Origin of the sequence: Hansschlegelia zhihuaiae, assembly GCF_004103825.1 — a bacterium.
Classification (GTDB): Bacteria; Pseudomonadota; Alphaproteobacteria; order Rhizobiales; family Methylopilaceae; genus Methylopila; species Methylopila zhihuaiae.
Genome location: NZ_RYFI01000001.1, coordinates 175,012 through 191,161, shown reverse-complemented (window position 1 = coordinate 191,161; position 16,150 = coordinate 175,012). Strand labels below are relative to the sequence as shown.

At 71.9% G+C, this 16,150-nt stretch carries 14 protein-coding genes; 11 read left to right on the top strand and 3 right to left on the bottom strand.

The genetic code is table 11. The features are described from left to right. The first annotated feature begins 101 nt into the window (after positions 1-101). The 5 genes from EK403_RS00900 (at position 102) to EK403_RS23560 (ending at position 8,068) form a co-directional block, all read left to right on the top strand. Entirely contained in the window at positions 102-974 is an 873-nt protein-coding gene (locus EK403_RS00900; protein WP_128775626.1) for a DUF2163 domain-containing protein, read from the top strand. Beyond that, complete coding sequence (locus EK403_RS00895; RefSeq protein ID WP_128775625.1) at positions 955-1,482, top strand: NlpC/P60 family protein; 528 nt, start codon at positions 955-957, stop codon at positions 1,480-1,482. Before EK403_RS00900 ends, EK403_RS00895 begins: the two co-directional genes overlap by 20 nt. Positions 1,483-1,637: 155 nt before the next feature. Then, positions 1,638-1,937 (top strand): hypothetical protein, encoded by a 300-nt coding sequence (locus EK403_RS00890; RefSeq protein ID WP_128775624.1) that lies wholly within the window; start codon positions 1,638-1,640, stop codon positions 1,935-1,937. A gap of 535 nt (positions 1,938-2,472) precedes the next feature. Continuing rightward, entirely contained in the window at positions 2,473-6,405 is a 3,933-nt protein-coding gene (locus EK403_RS00885) for a baseplate multidomain protein megatron (protein ID WP_128775623.1), read from the top strand. A gap of 157 nt (positions 6,406-6,562) precedes the next feature. Next, entirely contained in the window at positions 6,563-8,068 is a 1,506-nt protein-coding gene (locus tag EK403_RS23560) for a DUF2793 domain-containing protein (RefSeq protein WP_164919447.1), read from the top strand. An 84-nt stretch (positions 8,069-8,152) separates the two neighbouring features. Here the strand turns inward: EK403_RS23560 and EK403_RS00875 are convergent, their stop codons facing one another. Beyond that, a complete protein-coding gene (locus EK403_RS00875) occupies positions 8,153-8,425 on the bottom strand; it encodes a hypothetical protein (RefSeq protein ID WP_128775621.1) in 273 nt (90 codons plus the stop codon). 88 nt (positions 8,426-8,513) lie between these two features. Between EK403_RS00875 and EK403_RS00870 the strand changes: the two genes are divergently transcribed. From EK403_RS00870 to EK403_RS00845, 6 genes are all read left to right on the top strand, one after another. Beyond that, positions 8,514-9,239, top strand: coding sequence for a peptidoglycan recognition protein family protein (locus EK403_RS00870; RefSeq protein WP_128775620.1), 726 nt, complete (start codon positions 8,514-8,516; stop codon positions 9,237-9,239). A gap of 28 nt (positions 9,240-9,267) precedes the next feature. Continuing rightward, entirely contained in the window at positions 9,268-9,645 is a 378-nt protein-coding gene (locus tag EK403_RS00865; RefSeq protein WP_128775619.1) for a hypothetical protein, read from the top strand. Between the two features lie 10 nt (positions 9,646-9,655). Next, entirely contained in the window at positions 9,656-10,318 is a 663-nt protein-coding gene (locus tag EK403_RS00860) for a hypothetical protein (protein WP_128775618.1), read from the top strand. A gap of 104 nt (positions 10,319-10,422) precedes the next feature. Then, the gene (locus tag EK403_RS00855) at positions 10,423-11,064 is read left to right on the top strand and encodes a PepSY domain-containing protein (protein ID WP_128775617.1); all 642 of its coding nucleotides are present in this window, start codon (positions 10,423-10,425) and stop codon (positions 11,062-11,064) included. Positions 11,065-11,133: 69 nt separating this feature from the next. Continuing rightward, positions 11,134-11,799, top strand: a complete 666-nt coding sequence (locus tag EK403_RS00850; RefSeq protein WP_128775616.1) for a response regulator transcription factor — start codon at positions 11,134-11,136, stop codon at positions 11,797-11,799. Further along, positions 11,796-13,232: an ATP-binding protein gene (locus EK403_RS00845; protein WP_128775615.1), complete on the top strand. Its 1,437-nt coding sequence runs from the start codon at positions 11,796-11,798 to the stop codon at positions 13,230-13,232. The genes EK403_RS00850 and EK403_RS00845 overlap by 4 nt, the downstream gene beginning before the upstream one ends. A 29-nt stretch (positions 13,233-13,261) precedes the next feature. Here the strand turns inward: EK403_RS00845 and EK403_RS00840 are convergent, their stop codons facing one another. After that, positions 13,262-14,968 (bottom strand): FAD-dependent oxidoreductase, encoded by a 1,707-nt coding sequence (locus EK403_RS00840; RefSeq protein WP_128775614.1) that lies wholly within the window; start codon positions 14,966-14,968, stop codon positions 13,262-13,264. Beyond that, on the bottom strand, positions 14,965-16,107 hold the full coding sequence (locus EK403_RS00835; RefSeq protein WP_164919446.1) for an NAD(P)/FAD-dependent oxidoreductase: 1,143 nt from the start codon (positions 16,105-16,107) through the stop codon (positions 14,965-14,967). Before EK403_RS00835 ends, EK403_RS00840 begins: the two co-directional genes overlap by 4 nt. Between the last annotated feature and the right edge of the window lie 43 nt (positions 16,108-16,150).

Below are 16,150 nucleotides of genomic sequence, written 5' to 3'. Positions count from 1 at the left end.
GGCACCCCGCGCGAAATGGCTCGCCCGGCGATGGATGGGTCCCGGCTCAAGGCCGGGACATGGGCGGCGGCGCTCCATGCGCCGGAAAAGCGAGGGTGGCCATGCGCCAGATCCCGGAACTGATGGCGGGGGCGCTCGCCTCGGGCGTCACGACCTTCGCGCGCTGCTGGACGGTGACGCGGCGCGACGGAGAGACGCTCGGCTTCACCGATCACGACGGCAACCTCGTTGTCGGCGGCGTCACGCATCGCGCGGCGAGCGGCATGACGGCCTCGGCGGCCGAGGCCGCGCTCGGCCTCGCGGTCGACGGGCTGGAGGTCGCGGGCGCGCTCGACGACGACGGGATCACCGACGCCGACCTCGCCCGCGGCGCCTATGACGGGGCGGCGGTCGAGCTCAGCCTGGTGGACTGGAGCGAGCCCGCGAGTCGCGTGGTGCTGTTCGTCGGGACGCTCGGCGAAGTGACGCGCGAACGCGGCGCCTTTACGGCCGAGCTCCGCAGCCTGACCCATGCGCTCGCCCAGCCGCGCGGCCGGCTCTACCAGCGCGCCTGCGACGCCAGCCTCGGCGACGGCCGCTGCAAGGTGGACCTGACGCTGCCCGTTCACCACGCGGAGGGCGCGGTCGGAGAGATCGTCGGCGTCCGGGGTTTCGTCTCGGAAGCGCTCGAGGATCGCCAAAACGTCTTCGAGCGCGGCCGGCTGGTCTGGACGTCGGGCGCCAATTCCGGCGCGGCCTGCGAGGTGCGGCGGCACGCCGGCGGCTCGGTCGAGCTCGCCGAGGCGCCCGCCATGCCGATCGCGGAGGGCGACGCCTTCACGGTGACGGCCGGCTGCGACAAGGGCTTCTCCAGCTGTCGAGACCGCTTCGACAACATTCTGAACTTTCGTGGCTTTCCGCAGATGCCGGGGAACGACTGGCTGGCGCGCCCCGCGCGCCAGGGACCGGACCACGATGGAGGCCGGCTTGTCTGAGACTCCGGATGAAGAGTTGGCTAAAAGCTGCTGTCCCGAAAAGGTCGTGGACGCCGCCCGGTCCTGGATCGGGACGCCCTATCGCCATCAGGCGAGCGTCATGGGCGCCGGCGCGGACTGTCTCGGCGTCGTGCGGGGCGTGTGGCGCGAGCTGGTCGGCCCGGAGCCCGAGGGCCTGCCGCCCTATGCGCGGAGCTGGGCCGAGGACGGCGCCGGCGAACTGATGCTCGCCGCGGCGGAGCGCTGGCTGGTCCCGGCGCCGGGGCAGGAGATCGCGGCCGGCGACGTGCTGTTGTTCCGGGTCTCGCGCGGGACCGTCGCGAAACATTGCGGGATCGCGACCGGTCCGCGCACGATGGTCCACGCCTATGACGGCCACGCGGTGGCCGAGACGCAGGTCCCGGATGTCTGGCTCCACCGTCTCGCGGCGCGCTTCCGGTTTCCGGCGGTGTCACGCTCCCTTACGGTGTTGGAGAGTGTCTCAATTGCCTCATTGAATTCGTCTTGAACCGGGAATGTCGGCCGTTAGTGATTTTAAAGGGACTTTCCAATGATATCTAACTATGGTTGTGTGAGTCGCTGTCGAGAATTTCGGGCTTGACAAACGCATGATCATCCCGAGTTAAACGCACCATGCGATTCAAACCCTTGGACTCCCCGAAAATGCCCCAGCTGGCGCACCTCGTCCGCGTTGATATCCGCGAGGGCAAGTTTGGTATGTTTTCGGCCACAAGCCCGAATGAGCCAGATCTGTTCGTTTCCGCAAAAGGTTACGAGGGTATCCATGCTGCTGTCGGTGCCGCTTTAGAGCATATCTTTAGCGAAAGGCTCGGCCTAAAAGTTCGGGCCGTGCCCTCGACATGGGAGCAGCGTGAGCTTGAGGACGAACCGGAGATTGATGCGCCGTGGTCAGTGGTGCCGGTGGATATCCTTGCGGCCCATGCATCTAATAATTGCATTTAAATAGAATCGTGATCTCATCGCGGCCGCATGACGGTCGATGAGCACGATAAAGCGCTGAGAGCCTTGGGGTTCCCTATGGGGCCGATGGGGCCGATGCCTCGCGCTGACGGCTCGATATCGCTTGTTTGGCGACATCCCTCTGGCTAAAATCACTATTTGGATCCGGCCGACACCCTGACCTGTGACGAAAGAGCTGAGCAGATAAGGGTCGTGACAGAGCGTCTGAAAGGCACTTATTGACTAGGGCGGCCCTCGACCGCTTTTCAGCGACTAAATTCAAACTGAAGCGCTAACCTAGTCACCTCTTCCAAACGGGGAGTGCCGCCCTCCCGTAAGCGACGGCTGCCGAAATCCCGCTCTCTTGCCATCGCTAAGCCTACCCTCCTCGCTATCGCCGGGGATGGGGGAAGAGCGGCGAGCGTCATCCCGGACGGCCGTCAGGCCGATCCGGGATCGCGAACAGACCGAAACTTGATCCTGATGACGATCCTGGCTCGGCGGCTTCGCCGCCGTCCGGGATGACGGGAGGCGTCCCATGGCCGTGCTCGCCTTCACCGCGATCGGGTCGGCGCTCGGCGGCGCGTTGCTGCCGGCCGGAATCTCGCTGCTCGGCGCGACGCTGTCGGGCGCTGCGATCGGCGGGGCGATCGGCGGGCTCGCGGGCTCGGCCATCGACCAGGCGCTGCTCGCCCCGACGGTGAAGACCTCGGGTCCGCGCCTGCAGGACGTGCAGATCACCACCTCGGTCGAGGGGGCGGCCGTCCTGCGCGTCTACGGGCGGATGCGGGTCGGCGGGCAGGTGATCTGGGCGAGCCGCTTCCGCGAGACCTCCGAGACCGAGAGCCATGGCGGCAAGGGCGGCGGCGGGGTCGAGACCACCACCTATTCCTATTCGGCCAGCTTCGCCGTGGGTCTCTGCGAAGGCCCGATCGACGGGATCGGCCGCGTCTGGGCCGACGGCGAGATTCTCGAGCCCGACGGCTTCGAGATGCGGCTCTACACGGGCGGCGAGGATCAGCTTCCGGACCCCAAGATCGTCGCGGTCGAGGGCGAGGAGTTCGCGCCAGCCTATCGCGGCCTCGCTTATCTGGTGTTCGAGGAGCTGCCGCTCGAACGCTTCGGCAACCGCGTGCCGCAGATCACCGTCGAGGTCATCCGACGGCCGAAGGATGAGCGCCCCGCGCTCGAGGACCTCGTCACCGCGGTCACAATGATCCCCGGCGCCTCGGAATTCGCCTATGCGACCGACGTGGTGGAGCGCGCCGACGGCTTCGGCGCCTGGGAGGCCGAGAACGCCCATCTCGCGGACGGCCGCGCCGACCTGATCGCCTCGCTCGACGAGCTCCAGACCGTCGCGCCGAATGTGTCCCACGTCTCGCTGATCGTCGCCTGGCACGGCACGGATCTGCGGGTCGGCCAGTGCGAGATCTGGCCGAAGGCAGAGACGGCGGACAAAACCACGCGGCCCTTCCAATGGCGCGTCGGCGGGCTGACGCGCGACGAGACCGCGATCGTGAGCCTGATCGACGGCGGCCCTGCGGTCGGCGGCGCGCCGGCGGACCGCTCCGTCTATCAGGCGATCCGCGAGATGACCGCGCGCGGGCTCAAGGTCATGGTCACGCCCTTCATCATGATGGACGTGGCGGCCGACAACGCGCTGCCCGACCCCTATGGCGGCGAACGCCAGGCAGCCTACCCCTGGCGCGGGCGCGTCACATGCCATCCGGCGCCGGGTCAGCCGGGCTCGCCCGACGGGACGGCGGCGGTCGCCGACGACGTCGCCGCCTTCTTCGGCGAGGCCGAGCCGGGCGACTTCGGCTGGCGCGACGACGAACTGACGGTCTCGTTCGACGGGTCCGAGGACGAGCGCAGCTACCGGCGCTTCATTCTCCATGTCGCGAAGATCGCGCAGGCGGCGGGCGGGGTCGACGCCTTCCTGATCGGCACTGAAATGATCGGCCTTACGACGCTGCGCGATGCGCCCGGCTCCTACCCGGCGGTCGCGCGGCTGAAGGCGCTTGCGGCGGATGCGCGGACGATGCTGGGGCCAGAGGTCAGGATCGGCTATGCGGCCGACTGGAGCGAGTTCCCGCCGCACCGGCCGGCCGACGGCTCGAACGACGTCGCCTTCCATCTCGACCCGCTCTGGGCCGACGAGGCGATCGATTTCGTCGGGCTCGACAACTACACGCCGCTTGCCGACTGGCGCGACGGCGCGGACCATCTCGACGCCGAGGCCGGCTGGAAGGGGCCGACCGAGGCCGGCTATCTCGACGCCAATATCGAAGGGGGCGAGGGCTTCGACTGGTACTACGCCAGCCCCGCCGACCGCGCGGCTCAACTTCGCACGCCGATCGTCGACACGGCCCATGGCGAGCACTGGGTCTTCCGGACCAAGGACTTCCGGAGCTGGTGGGAGAGCGCCCATCACGACCGGCCGGGCGGCGTCCGCGCGGCGTCGCCCACGCCTTGGGTCCCGCAGTCGAAGCCGATCGTGTTCTGCGAGATCGGGTGCCCCGCGGTCGACAAGGGATCGAACCAGCCGAACGTCTTCGTCGATACGAAGTCGTCGGAGTCGGCGCTGCCGCATTTCTCCAGCGGGCGGCGCGACGACCTCGTCCAGCGGGCCTGTCTCGCCGCGCAGATCGCGCATTGGGACCCTGAAGGCGGACACAATCCCGTCTCGTCGCTGACCGGCGAGCGGATGATCGACCCGGCCCGCATCCATGTGTGGACCTGGGACGCCCGGCCGCCCGCGGCCTTCCCGCTGTTCTCCGACGTCTGGACGGACGCGGAGAACTGGCGGCTCGGGCACTGGATCACCGGGCGGCTCGGCGTCGCGGGCCTGCGCGAAGTGGTGGCGGACATCGCCGGCGGCCTGGGTGCGGACCTTCAACTCGACGATCTCGACGGGCTGGTGCGCGGCTACATGCTCGAACGAATCATGAGCCCGCGCGACGCGATCGAGCCGCTGATCGACGCCTTCGGCGCAGAGGCGTCCGCGAGCGGCGGCGTGATCCGGATCGCGAACCGCCGCAAGGCGCCGGTCGCGGCGCTGACGCCCGACGACCTCGCCGATCCCGGCGAGCGCAAGCCCGGCTTCACGCTCACCCGCGCTCAGGCTTCCGAAGTCCCCGAGACGCTGAAGCTCCGCCATGTCGATCCCGACCGCGACTTCCGGCAGGGGACCGTCGAGGCGCGGCGGCTCGCGGGCGAAGGCAAGGCGGTGCGCGAGGCGGCGTTCGCGCTGTCGCTGACCAACGAGGAGGCCCAGGCGCTCGCCGACGGGCTGCTGATCGAGGCCTCGGTCGCGCGCGAGACGGGCGCTTTCGCGTTGCCGCCGAGCCGGCTCGCGCTCGAGCCCGGCGACCTCGTGGTCTTCACCGCACATGGTCGCACGACGCTGATGCGGCTCGACGAGATCGGCGAGGAATATGTCCGGCCCGCAAAGCTGGCGCGCCGCGATCCCGACGCGCGCGACGTCGCGACGGTCCCGGGCGAGACCCGCCCGCCGCCGCGGCCGGGCCGGCCGGTGCAGCCGGTCTTCGAAGTGCTGGACCTGCCGCTGATCGGCGAGGCGCCGGCGCACGCGCCGCGGCTCGCAGTCTATTCGCGGCCCTGGTCGCCAGTTGCGGTGTTCCGCTCCGACGACGGCGAGCGCTTCGCGCTCGACCAGGTGCTGCGCCGCGCCGCGACAATGGGGCGGCTCGCGGCGCCGCTCGACTTCCACGCCAGCGGGCGGTTCGACCGGACCAATGTGCTGGAGGTCGAGATCGGCCGCGACAAGGCGCTCGAAAGCGTGAGCGAGCGCGTCCTGCTTGGCGGCGTGAACCTCGCTGCGGTCAAGGGGCCCGACGGCGCCTGGGAGGTCCTGCAGTTCCGCGTCGCGGAGCTCGTCGCGCCGGGCTTCTGGCGGCTTGCGACGCTGCTGCGCGGCCAGTTCGGGACCGAGGAGGCGATCGGCGCCCCGACGCCCGCGGGCGCCGCCTTCGTGCTGATCGACGCGCGGACGCCACCTTCGGAGGTCGGCGAGGGGCTGCGCGGCATCGAGCTTGGCTGGCGGGCGGGGCCGGCTTCGCGCGCGAGGAACGATCCGACCTACGTCGCAGCAGCCGTCCGCATCGGCGCACGAGGCCTCATGCCGCTGGCGCCGGTCCGGCTTGGCGCGAAGCGGGTGGCGTCGGGCGACGTCGAGATCACGTGGATCCGCCGCACCCGGATCGGCGGCGACGATTTCGACTCGCGGGACGTGCGCCTCGGCGAGGAGAGCGAGGCCTACGAGGTCGAGGTGATCTCCGGCGGCGAGACGCTCCGGACGATCGAAACGGACACGCCGTCCGCGATCTACGCCGCCGCCGATCAACTCGCCGATTTCGGCACTCCGCCTGCGTTGCTGGAGATCGCGGTCCGCCAGCTTTCCGCCGTCGTCGGTCCCGGCCTGCCGACGCAGGGAACCTTCGCGCTGTAACGCCACGCTCATGTCCCGGCCTTGAGCCGGGACCCATTCGGCTCAATCCGAGCAAGACAGCCCGCGCGCTCTTTTCGGAAGCAGCCGCGAAAAATCGGTCCCGGCTCAAGGCCGGGACATGACGGCGGCGCGCCACGTCCAACCACAGAGATACAAGATGTCCGACAGCCCGCATCTCGGCCTCGGCTATCTCGCGCCCGCCCAGGCGCAGAAGCACGTCACGGTCAACGAGGCGTTCCGGCGGCTCGACGCGATCGTGCAGCTCGGCGCGCTCGACCGGACGAGGACCGAGCCGCCCGAAGACCCCGGAGAGGGCGACCGCCACGTCGTGGCCGAAGGCGCGACCGGCGCCTGGAGCGGGCGGGACGGGCGGATCGCGGCCTTCCTCGACGGCGCCTGGGTCTTCATCGAGCCGAAGCCCGGCTGGCTCGCCTATGTGGCGGATGAAGGCGAACTGCTGGTCCGGCTGTCGGGGAGCTGGGTCTCCGCGCTCGGCTCGCTGTCGAGCCTTGAGGCGCTGACGAGGCTCGGGGTCAATGCGACGGCGGACCTCACCAACCGGGTGGCGGTCGCCTCCGAGGCGGTGCTGTTCAATCACGACGGCGCCGGGGTGCAGGTGAAGCTCAACAGGGCGGCGGCCGGCGACACGGCGAGCCTCCTGTTCCAGACAGGCTTTTCCGGACGCGCGGAGTTCGGGCTGGCGGGCTCCGACGATTTCAGCCTGAAGGTCTCGGGCGACGGCTCTTCGTGGATCAGCGCGCTCACCGTCGACGCCGCGACCGGAGCGGTGGAGACGCCCGCGACCCAGCGCGTGAAGATTGACAAGTTCACCTCGGCGGGGACCTGGACAAAGCCCGCCTGGGCGTCGCGCGTCGCCGTGATCGCGATCTCGGGCGGCGGCGGAGGCGGGTCCGGCGCCACCCGGGGTCCGGGCGCCGCGGCCTCGGGCGGCTCCGGCGGCGCGCCCGGCACGATCTGCATGGCCGAGTTCCCGGCCGCGGATCTGACGGCGACGGTCGCGATTGCGGTCGGCGCCGGCGGCGCGGGCGGCGCGGCGCGCAGCACGAACGACGCGAACGGCGCGAACGGCGCGCTCGGCGGCGTCAGCGCCTTCGGGGCCTATCTCAGGGCCAATCCGAGCGGCGCGCTCGGCTTCGGATCGAACGCCTACGGCCTCGGGGGCTCGACCGGGACGGTCAATGGCGGCGTGCTGAACGGCTGGAACTGCCTTCCGCCCTGCCAGGACATCGCCGGAGGCGCGGGCAATGTCGGGGCCGGCGGCGTCGCGACCCACGCGCCCGGCCGCTTCGCCTGCGGCGGCGGAGGAGGCGGCGGCGTGTCGGCCGCCAATGTGTTCGGCGCGGGCGGCGGCACCGGCGCCTCGTCGCCCGGCACGGGCAATTACCTCAACGGCGCGGCCGGCGGCGCAAGCGACGGCGCCGGCGGAGCCGCCGGGGCGGCATGGTCGCAGACCTTCCTGCTCGCAAGCGGGGCCGGCGGCTCCGGCGGCGCGGGTGGGGCCGCGGTCAATGGCGGCGCCGGCGGCAATGGCGGCGCGCCGGGCGGTCTGGGCGGCGGCGGCGGCGCGGCCCGCAACGGCCTGTCGTCGGGCAAGGGCGGCGACGGCGCGCGGGGCGAAGTCTGGGTCGTCTCGTATAGGTGACGAGCTGAGCTCTGGCCGAGAGCCGGCCGTCGCCTGGAGCAGCGAAGAGCCGCGCCTCCTTCGGAGCGCCTTCGAAGGCTGGCCTCACCGGTCCGGCCTTTCCTCCGGCTCGATCGGACCCTCCATGAGCGCCGCCTCGGCCGCCTCGATCGCAGCCCGCTCGTCTTCGAGTTTCGAGCCGTAGGCGATCGAGGCCAGGGTTACGCCAACGCAGAACGCGACCAGCGCGCCGAAGGTGAATTCGGGCGACAGCAGCCCGCCGTAAAGCCGGCCCATCACCAGCAGCAGCAACGCCCCTGCGATCGCCGCCACGGCGGTCGCAAGTGCGAACGTCGTCCATCTGGCGAATGTGTTCATGCCCCGATTGTGCAGGGGCTCCCTCGCTCGCGCTACGCAAATCCCGTTGAGCCGGAAGGGCCGACGCTCATTTCCTGGAGATTTCGTCATGACCGTGCTGGAGCTCCAGCGACGGCTGGCCGCGCTCGGCTTCGATCCCGGCCCGCTCGATGGCGTGCGGGGGCCGCGCACCGTCGCCGCGATCCGGGCTTTCCAGAGGGCGCGGGGGCTTGCGGCCGACGGGATCGTCGGACCAATCACGTCCGCGGCGCTCGCAGCGGACCCGGATGGTTCGCCGCGCGCCGCCGGACGCGCGCTGCCGGCCGACTGGACGCCGCCCGCCGCCATGCGCGGAATCGTGGCGCACTGGACGGCTGGCGGCCACCGCGCCTCCGCACTGGACCGCGCCCACTATCACGTGCTGATCGAAGGCGACGGCCGGCTCGTCCGGGGGACGCATTCGATCGCCGCCAACGCCTCGACGGCTGACGGCGCCTACGCGGCCCACACGCTCAATCTCAACCGCGGCTTCGTCGGCGTCGCGCTCTGCTGCATGGCGGGCGCCGTCGAGCGGCCGTTCCACGCAGGCTCCGCGCCGATGACGCCGGTCCAGTGGGATCGGCTGCCGCCAGTCCTCGCAGACATCTGCCGCGCCTACCGCATCCCGGTGACGCGCAGGACCGTGCTCAGCCATGCCGAGGTCGAGAGCGAGCTTGGCGTGCGCCAGCGCGGCAAATGGGACGTCTCGCGCCTCGCCTTCGATCCCGGCGTCGTCGGCGCGCGCGCCGTCGGCGACCTGTTCCGCGACCGGACCGCCGCGCTGCTCGCGGCGTGACCCTCGACCAAAATTCAAGGAGCCGCAGATGCCCGACACCTCCATCACCCGCCCGAAGCTCGAACGGGTGGTCGCCGACGTGGTCGCGTCGGCGCTGCGCGAGACCGCGGCGGCCCAGCCGCCGAGCGCGGGGCGCATCGTGACCAAGGCCTCGCAGGCGGCCGCCGACGTGGCGCGCGACCCGCGCATCGCCCCGGCGCTCGCGCCGGTCTCGCGTTTCGACAGCCAGACGATCCGCGGCCTCGTGATCGCGGCCGGCGCGCCCCTCCTGGTCGCGATCGGCCGGCTGGCCGGCGTCGAGATCGCCCAGGGCGACGCCGCCACCGCGCTCTCGACGCTCGTGTCGCTCGCGGGCGCGGCCTACGCCTGGCATGGTCGAGCCACCACCACCCGCCCGCTGAAGTGACGCTGGGGTGATGGCGTCGGCCTCGGCGGTTCGCGACGTCGTCGAGCGCGGCCTGCGCGACGACGCCAAGCTCGCCGCGCTCGAGCAGCGGGTCTATGGGCTCGAGCGCGGCGTCCACGACCTCAACCAGCTGTTCACCGGGCGGATCGGGGAGGTGTCGGCGCAACTCGCGGGTCTCTCCACCAAGCTCGACGAACGCTCGCGAACGCCCTGGGCGACCATCGTCTCGGCGATGGGCGTCGTGCTCGCGATTGTGACCGCGGGCGGCCAGCTCGCCAAGGCGCCGGTCGACGACGCGCTGGCGAGGCTCGAGCGCGACTACGACCGCCTGACGCGCGAGGCGGTCAGGACCTCGGGCTTCGCGGAGTTCAAGGCGACCTATGAAAGCGACCGGCTGGTCGGGCGGCAGGACCTCGACGCCCGCTTCGCGCGCGTCGACGCAGCCGTCGCCGAGCTGGAGCGACGCGCCCGCGCGGCCGGCGAGGCGGTGGTGCCGCGCGGCGAGCACCAGGAGCGCTGGCGCGGCCAGGACGCCGCGATCGCCTCGGTCCAGAGGCAGCTCGACGAGCTCAAATCCGCTCTCGGCGGGGTCTACGGCGCGCGCGACGTGATCCTCGACCTCCGCGAACGGCTCGCCAGGGTTGAGCGCGCCGAAGCAGGCGCAGAACGCTGACGGGGTTGGCGCGGACGCTCAGGCGTCCATACTTGGTCATAGGCCGTCAATGGCGGGAGCGAACATTCATCGTGGGTTCAGGGCGCCTCCAGCACAAGACGTGCATGTCGTCGCCTCGATCAGTCGGGCTGGCCGCGCTGATGTTTCTGTTCTGCGCGGGGGGGCCCGCGTCCGCTCAGGACCAGTCCGTCGCCGCCCCTCCGGGGCAGTCGGACCGGGATCCGAGCGACGCCCGCCCCGCGGTCGCGCCGCCGGGACAGTCGGACCGGGGCAGGGTCCCGGGCGACGGCCGGCCGGTCGTGGTCGCGCCCGGCGGGTCGCCCGCCGTCCTGCTGGCGCCCCCTGGGCCGAAGGACGCCGACGGCGAGTCCCGATCCGCGGCCCCCGCCGACGACAAGGAGGCCGAAGACGAGATCGAACGGGCCCGCGCGGCGGCGCGCGCCGCCGACCCGCGGCTTCAGGGACTGGAGCGCGCCCGCGCGGCCGCACGCGCAGCAGATTCCAGCGGTGGCAAGGACTGCCTGTCGGCCCGCGAAGCGCGCGGCGCGATCCGCGCCAACCGCGCCGTCACCCTGGTCAAGGCGATGCGGGCCGCGCGCGAGGCGTGGGACGGCGAGGTGATCGACTACAAGCTCTGCACCTATGACGGCGCGCTCGCCTACGAGCTCACTCTGCTCAACACGGACGGCCGCGTCGCGCGGGTGCGCGTCGAGGCGGCGAACGGCAAGCTGGTGGGCGTGCGATGAGCGCCGCGACCGCTGAACGGCCGCTTCGCGTCGCCTCCAGGCGCGCCTCACAAGTCGGGACCTAAAGCCATGCGCCTGCTCGTCGTCGAGGACGATCCCGATCTCAACCGCCAGATCGTCGCCGCGCTGGAGGAGGCGGGCTACGCCGTCGACCGTGCGCAGGACGGCGAGGAGGGGCATTTCCTCGGGGACACCGAACCCTATGACGCGATCGTTCTCGATATCGGACTGCCCAAGATGGACGGCATCTCGGTGCTCGAGCAGTGGCGGCGCGACGGCAAGACGACGCCGGTGCTGATCCTGACGGCGCGCGACCGCTGGTCCGACAAGGTGCAGGGCTTCGACGCCGGAGCCGACGACTATGTCGCGAAGCCCTTCCACATGGAGGAGATCCTCGCGCGCATCCGCGCGCTGCTGCGGCGCGCGAGCGGCCATGCCTCGAGCGAGCTCAATTGCGGCCTTGTCCGGCTCGACACCCGTTCGGGTCGGGTGACGGTCGACGGCAGCGCCATAAAGCTCACCAGCCACGAATACCGGCTTCTGGCCTATCTGATGCACCATCAGGGCCGGGTGGTGTCGCGCACCGAACTGGTCGAGCACCTCTACGACCAGGATTTCGACCGCGACTCCAACACGATCGAGGTATTCGTCGGACGGCTGCGCAAGAAGCTCGGCTCCGACGTCATCCAGACCGTGCGCGGTCTCGGCTATCTCCTGAGCGCCGACAGCCCATGAGCGTCCACGCCGAGACGGGGCCGGCCGCTGCGGCTCCGGCGGCGGAGGCGGGGACGCGCGCAGAACGCCGGCGCCGGCCGGCCTCGATCGCGTCACGCCTGTTCGGGTCGGCGGCGATCTGGGCGACCGCGATCCTGGTTATCGGCGGCGTGCTGCTCTCCTCCTATTACGTCCGGTCGGTGGAGCGCGCCTTCGACCAGCGTCTGCACGTCTATCTGAAGACGCTCGTGACGGGGGTCGCGGATGGCAGCTTCGGACGCGACGACCCGGGCTCGTTCGGGGAGCCGCGCTTCGAGCTGCCGCTGTCCGGCTGGTACTGGCAGATCACGCGGCTCGACCGCGACCCGCCGGAAGCCACGACGTCGAAATCGCTGTTCGAGGATCAACTGCCCCGTCTGCCCGACGCCGGCAATTCGCCGACCGCCCGCGACGGCTACGCCGTGGGCCCCGAAGGACGTCGGCTGCGCATGGTCGAGCGCATCATCGACCTCGGTCAGGACGGCCGCTATCTGATCGCGATCGGCGCGGCCTCGGGCGAGATCGAAAAGGATGTCGCCGACTTCAACTTCGCGCTGCTCGTGACCTTCGCGCTGCTCGGTCTCGGTCTCGTGGTGACGACCGGCTTCCAGGTCGGCTTCGGCCTCCGCCCGCTGTCGAGGATGCGCGCCCAGCTCGTCGAGATCCGCACTGGCGGCCGGGCGCGTCTAGACGGCGCGTTCCCCAGGGAGATCGCGCCGCTGGCCGCCGAGCTCAACGCGCTGATCGACTCCAACCGCGAGATCGTGGAGCGGGCGCGCACCCATGTCGGCAACCTCGCGCATGGCCTTAAGACGCCGCTCTCGGTCATCGCCAACGAGTCGAACGCGGGCGAGGGGCCGTTCGCCGACAAGGTGCGGGAGCAGGCTCTGCTGATGCGGCGGCAGATCGACCATCATCTGGAGCGCGCGCGGCTCTCGGCGGGCATCGCCTTCGCGGGCGAGACGAGCGAGCTCCGCCCGATCGTCGAAGGGCTGGCGCGCACCATGGAGAAGATTCACCGCGACCGGGATCTCGCGATGACGGTCTCGATCGCGGACGACCTCCGGGCTCGCTGTGAGCGGCAGGACCTCGAGGAGATGGTCGGCAACCTCGTCGACAACGCCTGCAAATGGACGCGCAACCTGGTGTCGATCTCGGCCGAGACGGCCGAGGGCAAGGGCGGCAAGTCGGACCGCGCGATCCGCATCTTCGTCGACGACGACGGTCCAGGGCTGACCCCGGAGCAATCCGCTCATGTGCTCGCGCGCGGGCGCCGGCTCGACGAGACCAAGCCGGGCTCCGGTCTCGGCCTCGCCATCGTGAGCGAACTCGCCTCGATGTATGGCGGAAGGCTCACGCTCGGCCGCGCGCCGGAGGGCGGGCTCAGGGGTGAACTGACGCTGCCCGCCGTTTGAGCGCGCCGCCGTTCGACAGACGCGGCGTCTCAGTCTCTGACCTTCGCCCGCGCCGCGAGCAAGTTCAGCGTCGGCCGCCCGGCCGCGGGACCGGCGACGTCGCCCGGCCCGCCAAGCGCCCGGAACGCGATCGCGGCGAGATCCGCGGACAGCCGCCCGGCGTCGGGGCCGAGCGTCAGCCCGAGGCGGCGCGAGATCGCGGCGGGGGCGGGCCCGCGGCGCTCGACGGCGCGCAGCAGGTCGCCAAGCGTCACGTCGGCCGCGAAATCCACGAAGGCGCCGTCGGCGCCCGGCCCGCGGAAGCTTTCGGGCGACGGCGGCACGATCTCGCCCGGCTCGTCCGGCATGACCTCGACCTCGGGCTCTGCGCCCGAAAGCGGGGCTCCGAGCTGGGCCGCCGCGGCGGCGCCCGCCGCCCAGCCGCCCGCGACCGCCTCGATGGCGTTCGGCCCCCTCAACGCGGCATGGACGCCGTGTTCTGCGTCGAGCCCCGTCCCGCGGAGAAGCTCGTCGCGCGGCGCGAACCCGCCCGAGACGATGAGGACGTCCGCCGAAAGCACCCGCGCGCCTGCGCTCGCGCCCTCGCCGAAGCGGTTCTGGGCGCGCACGCCCGTCAGGCCGCCCTTGCGCTCCTCATATTCGACGCCCGTGACGAGCGTCGACAGGCTGATGGGCGCGCCGAGCGCCTTGGCGATGTCGAAGACCGACCCCTGCGGATCGTCGCGGGCGTCGAGCGCCATCTGGACCGAGACGCCGGCGTCCCGCAGATCCATCGCCGTGCGGTAGCCCTCGTCGCTCGACGTCGCGACCAGCGCCTTCCGGCCCGGCGCCACGGCGTGCCGGCGCAGCAGCGCCCGGGCCGTCGTCGCCAGCGTCACGCCCGGCCGGTCGTTGTCGGCGAAGACCAGAGGCCGCTCCCGGAAACCGGTCGCGACCACGACGGCGCCGGCCGAAATCAGCCGCAGCGACACGCGGCCCGGTCGCTGCGGCTCGGGACGCTCGATCACCGTCACCGAGCCATCGTGATCGATTGCGATCGCCGTGGCGGAGAGACGAAGCACGCCACGGTCGCGGAGCGCGGAGGCCCGCGTCGCGGCCCATTCGGCGAGCGGTCGACCGTCGATCCGGCCGTCATAGAGGTCGGCGATCCCGCCGGGGCGGTGCGACGCCTCGACCATGCGGACGTCGAGGCCGGCCGAGCGCAGGGCCGCGGCGGCCGAAAGCCCCGCGAGGCCTGCGCCCACGATCAGCACGTCGCAGGTCTCGCGCCGGGCGTCGGCGAAAGCCTCCCCCGCCGGCAGCCGCGGGGCGGGCAGCGGAAGCGCGCGGCGCAGCCGCTCGATCATCTGCTGAACCACCGGCAGCGCCCGCCGGTCGGCGGCGGCCGGGGCGGCGAGGCGGCGGAGCGTCTGCCCGAGTCCCTGGGCGCGCGCCCTGAGGCCCTCGCGAACCACGATCTCGTCGCCCGAGACCATGCTCCACGGGCCGTGGTCCCCCTCGAGCGCGAGCGGCATGTGGTCCTCGAGGCCGAGCCCCATGAGGCCGCGCGGTCGGCCGAGCAGCGGACTGCTCCCCAGCACGGCGACGCCTGAGGCCGCGAGCGCGCTCGCGAGCGTGTCGCCATAGAGCCCCGAGAGCGCGCGGCCGCCAAACCGGAATCCCACCGGCTCGGCGCGGTCGACCTCCGATCCGAACCGGCTCGGCGCGGAGGAGGGCAGGCGATAGGGGCCGCTCATCGCACCAGCTCCTCGAGGCGCAGGCCCGGACCGCGGGTCGGCGCGAACGGCTCGAAGGCCGGCGAACCGCGATCGCCGGACATCGCGGCGGCGAGATGCTCGGCTGCGGGCAGCGCGAGCGACAGCGCCTCGCGGCCGAAGCCCAGCGCGAGCCAGACGCCGTCGATTCCGGCCGCCCCGATCTGCGGCTGGCCGTCGACGCCCGTCCAGACCGTCACGGGCTCCGTGTCGGTGACGGTCAGTCCGGCGAGCGCAGGGGCGAGGACGAGCAGGCGGCGCGCCAGCGCGTCGGCTCCGAGCGGGCCCGAAACCGAGAGCGCGCCGGCTCGGTCGCGCGAGATCCTGAGGTCCTCGACGGCGAGCGCCGGTCCGATCGCGGGCGCGCCGCCCGAGGTGACGAGCGTCACGCGCTCCTCGCGGGTCAGTGAGAGGCGGCCATTGCCTTCCCGGATCAGCCGGATCGCCGCGAAGTCGTCGGCGAGCACGATCGCGCCGGCGCGCACTGCGCGGTCGCCGAGCAGAAGACCCGTCGCGGCCGGGCCGTCGCGCTCGAGCGCGGTCGCCCCGAGGCCTGCGAACAGCCGCGCCCCGGCGGCCACGGCTGCTCCCGCAAGGGCCAGAGCGAGCGCGTCGGCGTCAACGGTGATCGCGGCCTGCTCGTAGAGCGCTGCGTGGGAGAAGCCTGCGAGCGGCGGGCTCAGCGCCACGACTTCACGCTCCGGCACCATCCAGGCGCCGGCCCCGTCCGCCTTGATCCGCGCCGCAGCGCGGCCCAGGGCCTCGGAATCCTCGGCGAGCGTGAGGCAGCCCGAGACGTCGATCGGAACGCCGCCAAGGCTTCTCGCCACGCGGCGCAGCATCGCAGGGGCCGCGGCGTCGGTCGCGGACCGCAGCCTGTCGACATGCGCCGCGCGCACGACCGGCCAGGCGCGCTCGTCGCCGGCCGCCGCGATCTCGCCCGACGCGAACAGCGCGACCTTCGCGCCGGCGGTCGCGCAGGCGCGGGCGACGCCGAGCGCCCGGACCCCGCCTCCGACCACGGCGACGTCGCAGCTTTCGGGCGCGGTCTCGGGGGCGGACCAGATGTCGCGAGGACGGCGGCGTCTCAGGACGGCGGACAGGAGGTCGCGAGAGATCAAGGCCCGTTCCGGATGGAGAAGCGAGGGAAGAGGCGGGAACGCC

What these genes read in the sequence shown, in the direction of transcription:
- EK403_RS00900 (WP_128775626.1), top strand. Translation starts at nt 102, where the DNA reads ATGCGCCAGATCCCGGAACTGATGGCGGGGGCGCTCGCCTCGGGCGTC.
- EK403_RS00895 (WP_128775625.1), top strand. Translation starts at nt 955, where the DNA reads ATGGAGGCCGGCTTGTCTGAGACTCCGGATGAAGAGTTGGCTAAAAGC.
- EK403_RS00890 (WP_128775624.1), top strand. Translation starts at nt 1,638, where the DNA reads ATGCCCCAGCTGGCGCACCTCGTCCGCGTTGATATCCGCGAGGGCAAG.
- EK403_RS00885 (WP_128775623.1), top strand. Translation starts at nt 2,473, where the DNA reads ATGGCCGTGCTCGCCTTCACCGCGATCGGGTCGGCGCTCGGCGGCGCG.
- EK403_RS23560 (WP_164919447.1), top strand. Translation starts at nt 6,563, where the DNA reads ATGTCCGACAGCCCGCATCTCGGCCTCGGCTATCTCGCGCCCGCCCAG.
- EK403_RS00875 (WP_128775621.1), bottom strand. Translation starts at nt 8,425, where the DNA reads ATGAACACATTCGCCAGATGGACGACGTTCGCACTTGCGACCGCCGTG.
- EK403_RS00870 (WP_128775620.1), top strand. Translation starts at nt 8,514, where the DNA reads ATGACCGTGCTGGAGCTCCAGCGACGGCTGGCCGCGCTCGGCTTCGAT.
- EK403_RS00865 (WP_128775619.1), top strand. Translation starts at nt 9,268, where the DNA reads ATGCCCGACACCTCCATCACCCGCCCGAAGCTCGAACGGGTGGTCGCC.
- EK403_RS00860 (WP_128775618.1), top strand. Translation starts at nt 9,656, where the DNA reads ATGGCGTCGGCCTCGGCGGTTCGCGACGTCGTCGAGCGCGGCCTGCGC.
- EK403_RS00855 (WP_128775617.1), top strand. Translation starts at nt 10,423, where the DNA reads ATGTCGTCGCCTCGATCAGTCGGGCTGGCCGCGCTGATGTTTCTGTTC.
- EK403_RS00850 (WP_128775616.1), top strand. Translation starts at nt 11,134, where the DNA reads ATGCGCCTGCTCGTCGTCGAGGACGATCCCGATCTCAACCGCCAGATC.
- EK403_RS00845 (WP_128775615.1), top strand. Translation starts at nt 11,796, where the DNA reads ATGAGCGTCCACGCCGAGACGGGGCCGGCCGCTGCGGCTCCGGCGGCG.
- EK403_RS00840 (WP_128775614.1), bottom strand. Translation starts at nt 14,968, where the DNA reads ATGAGCGGCCCCTATCGCCTGCCCTCCTCCGCGCCGAGCCGGTTCGGA.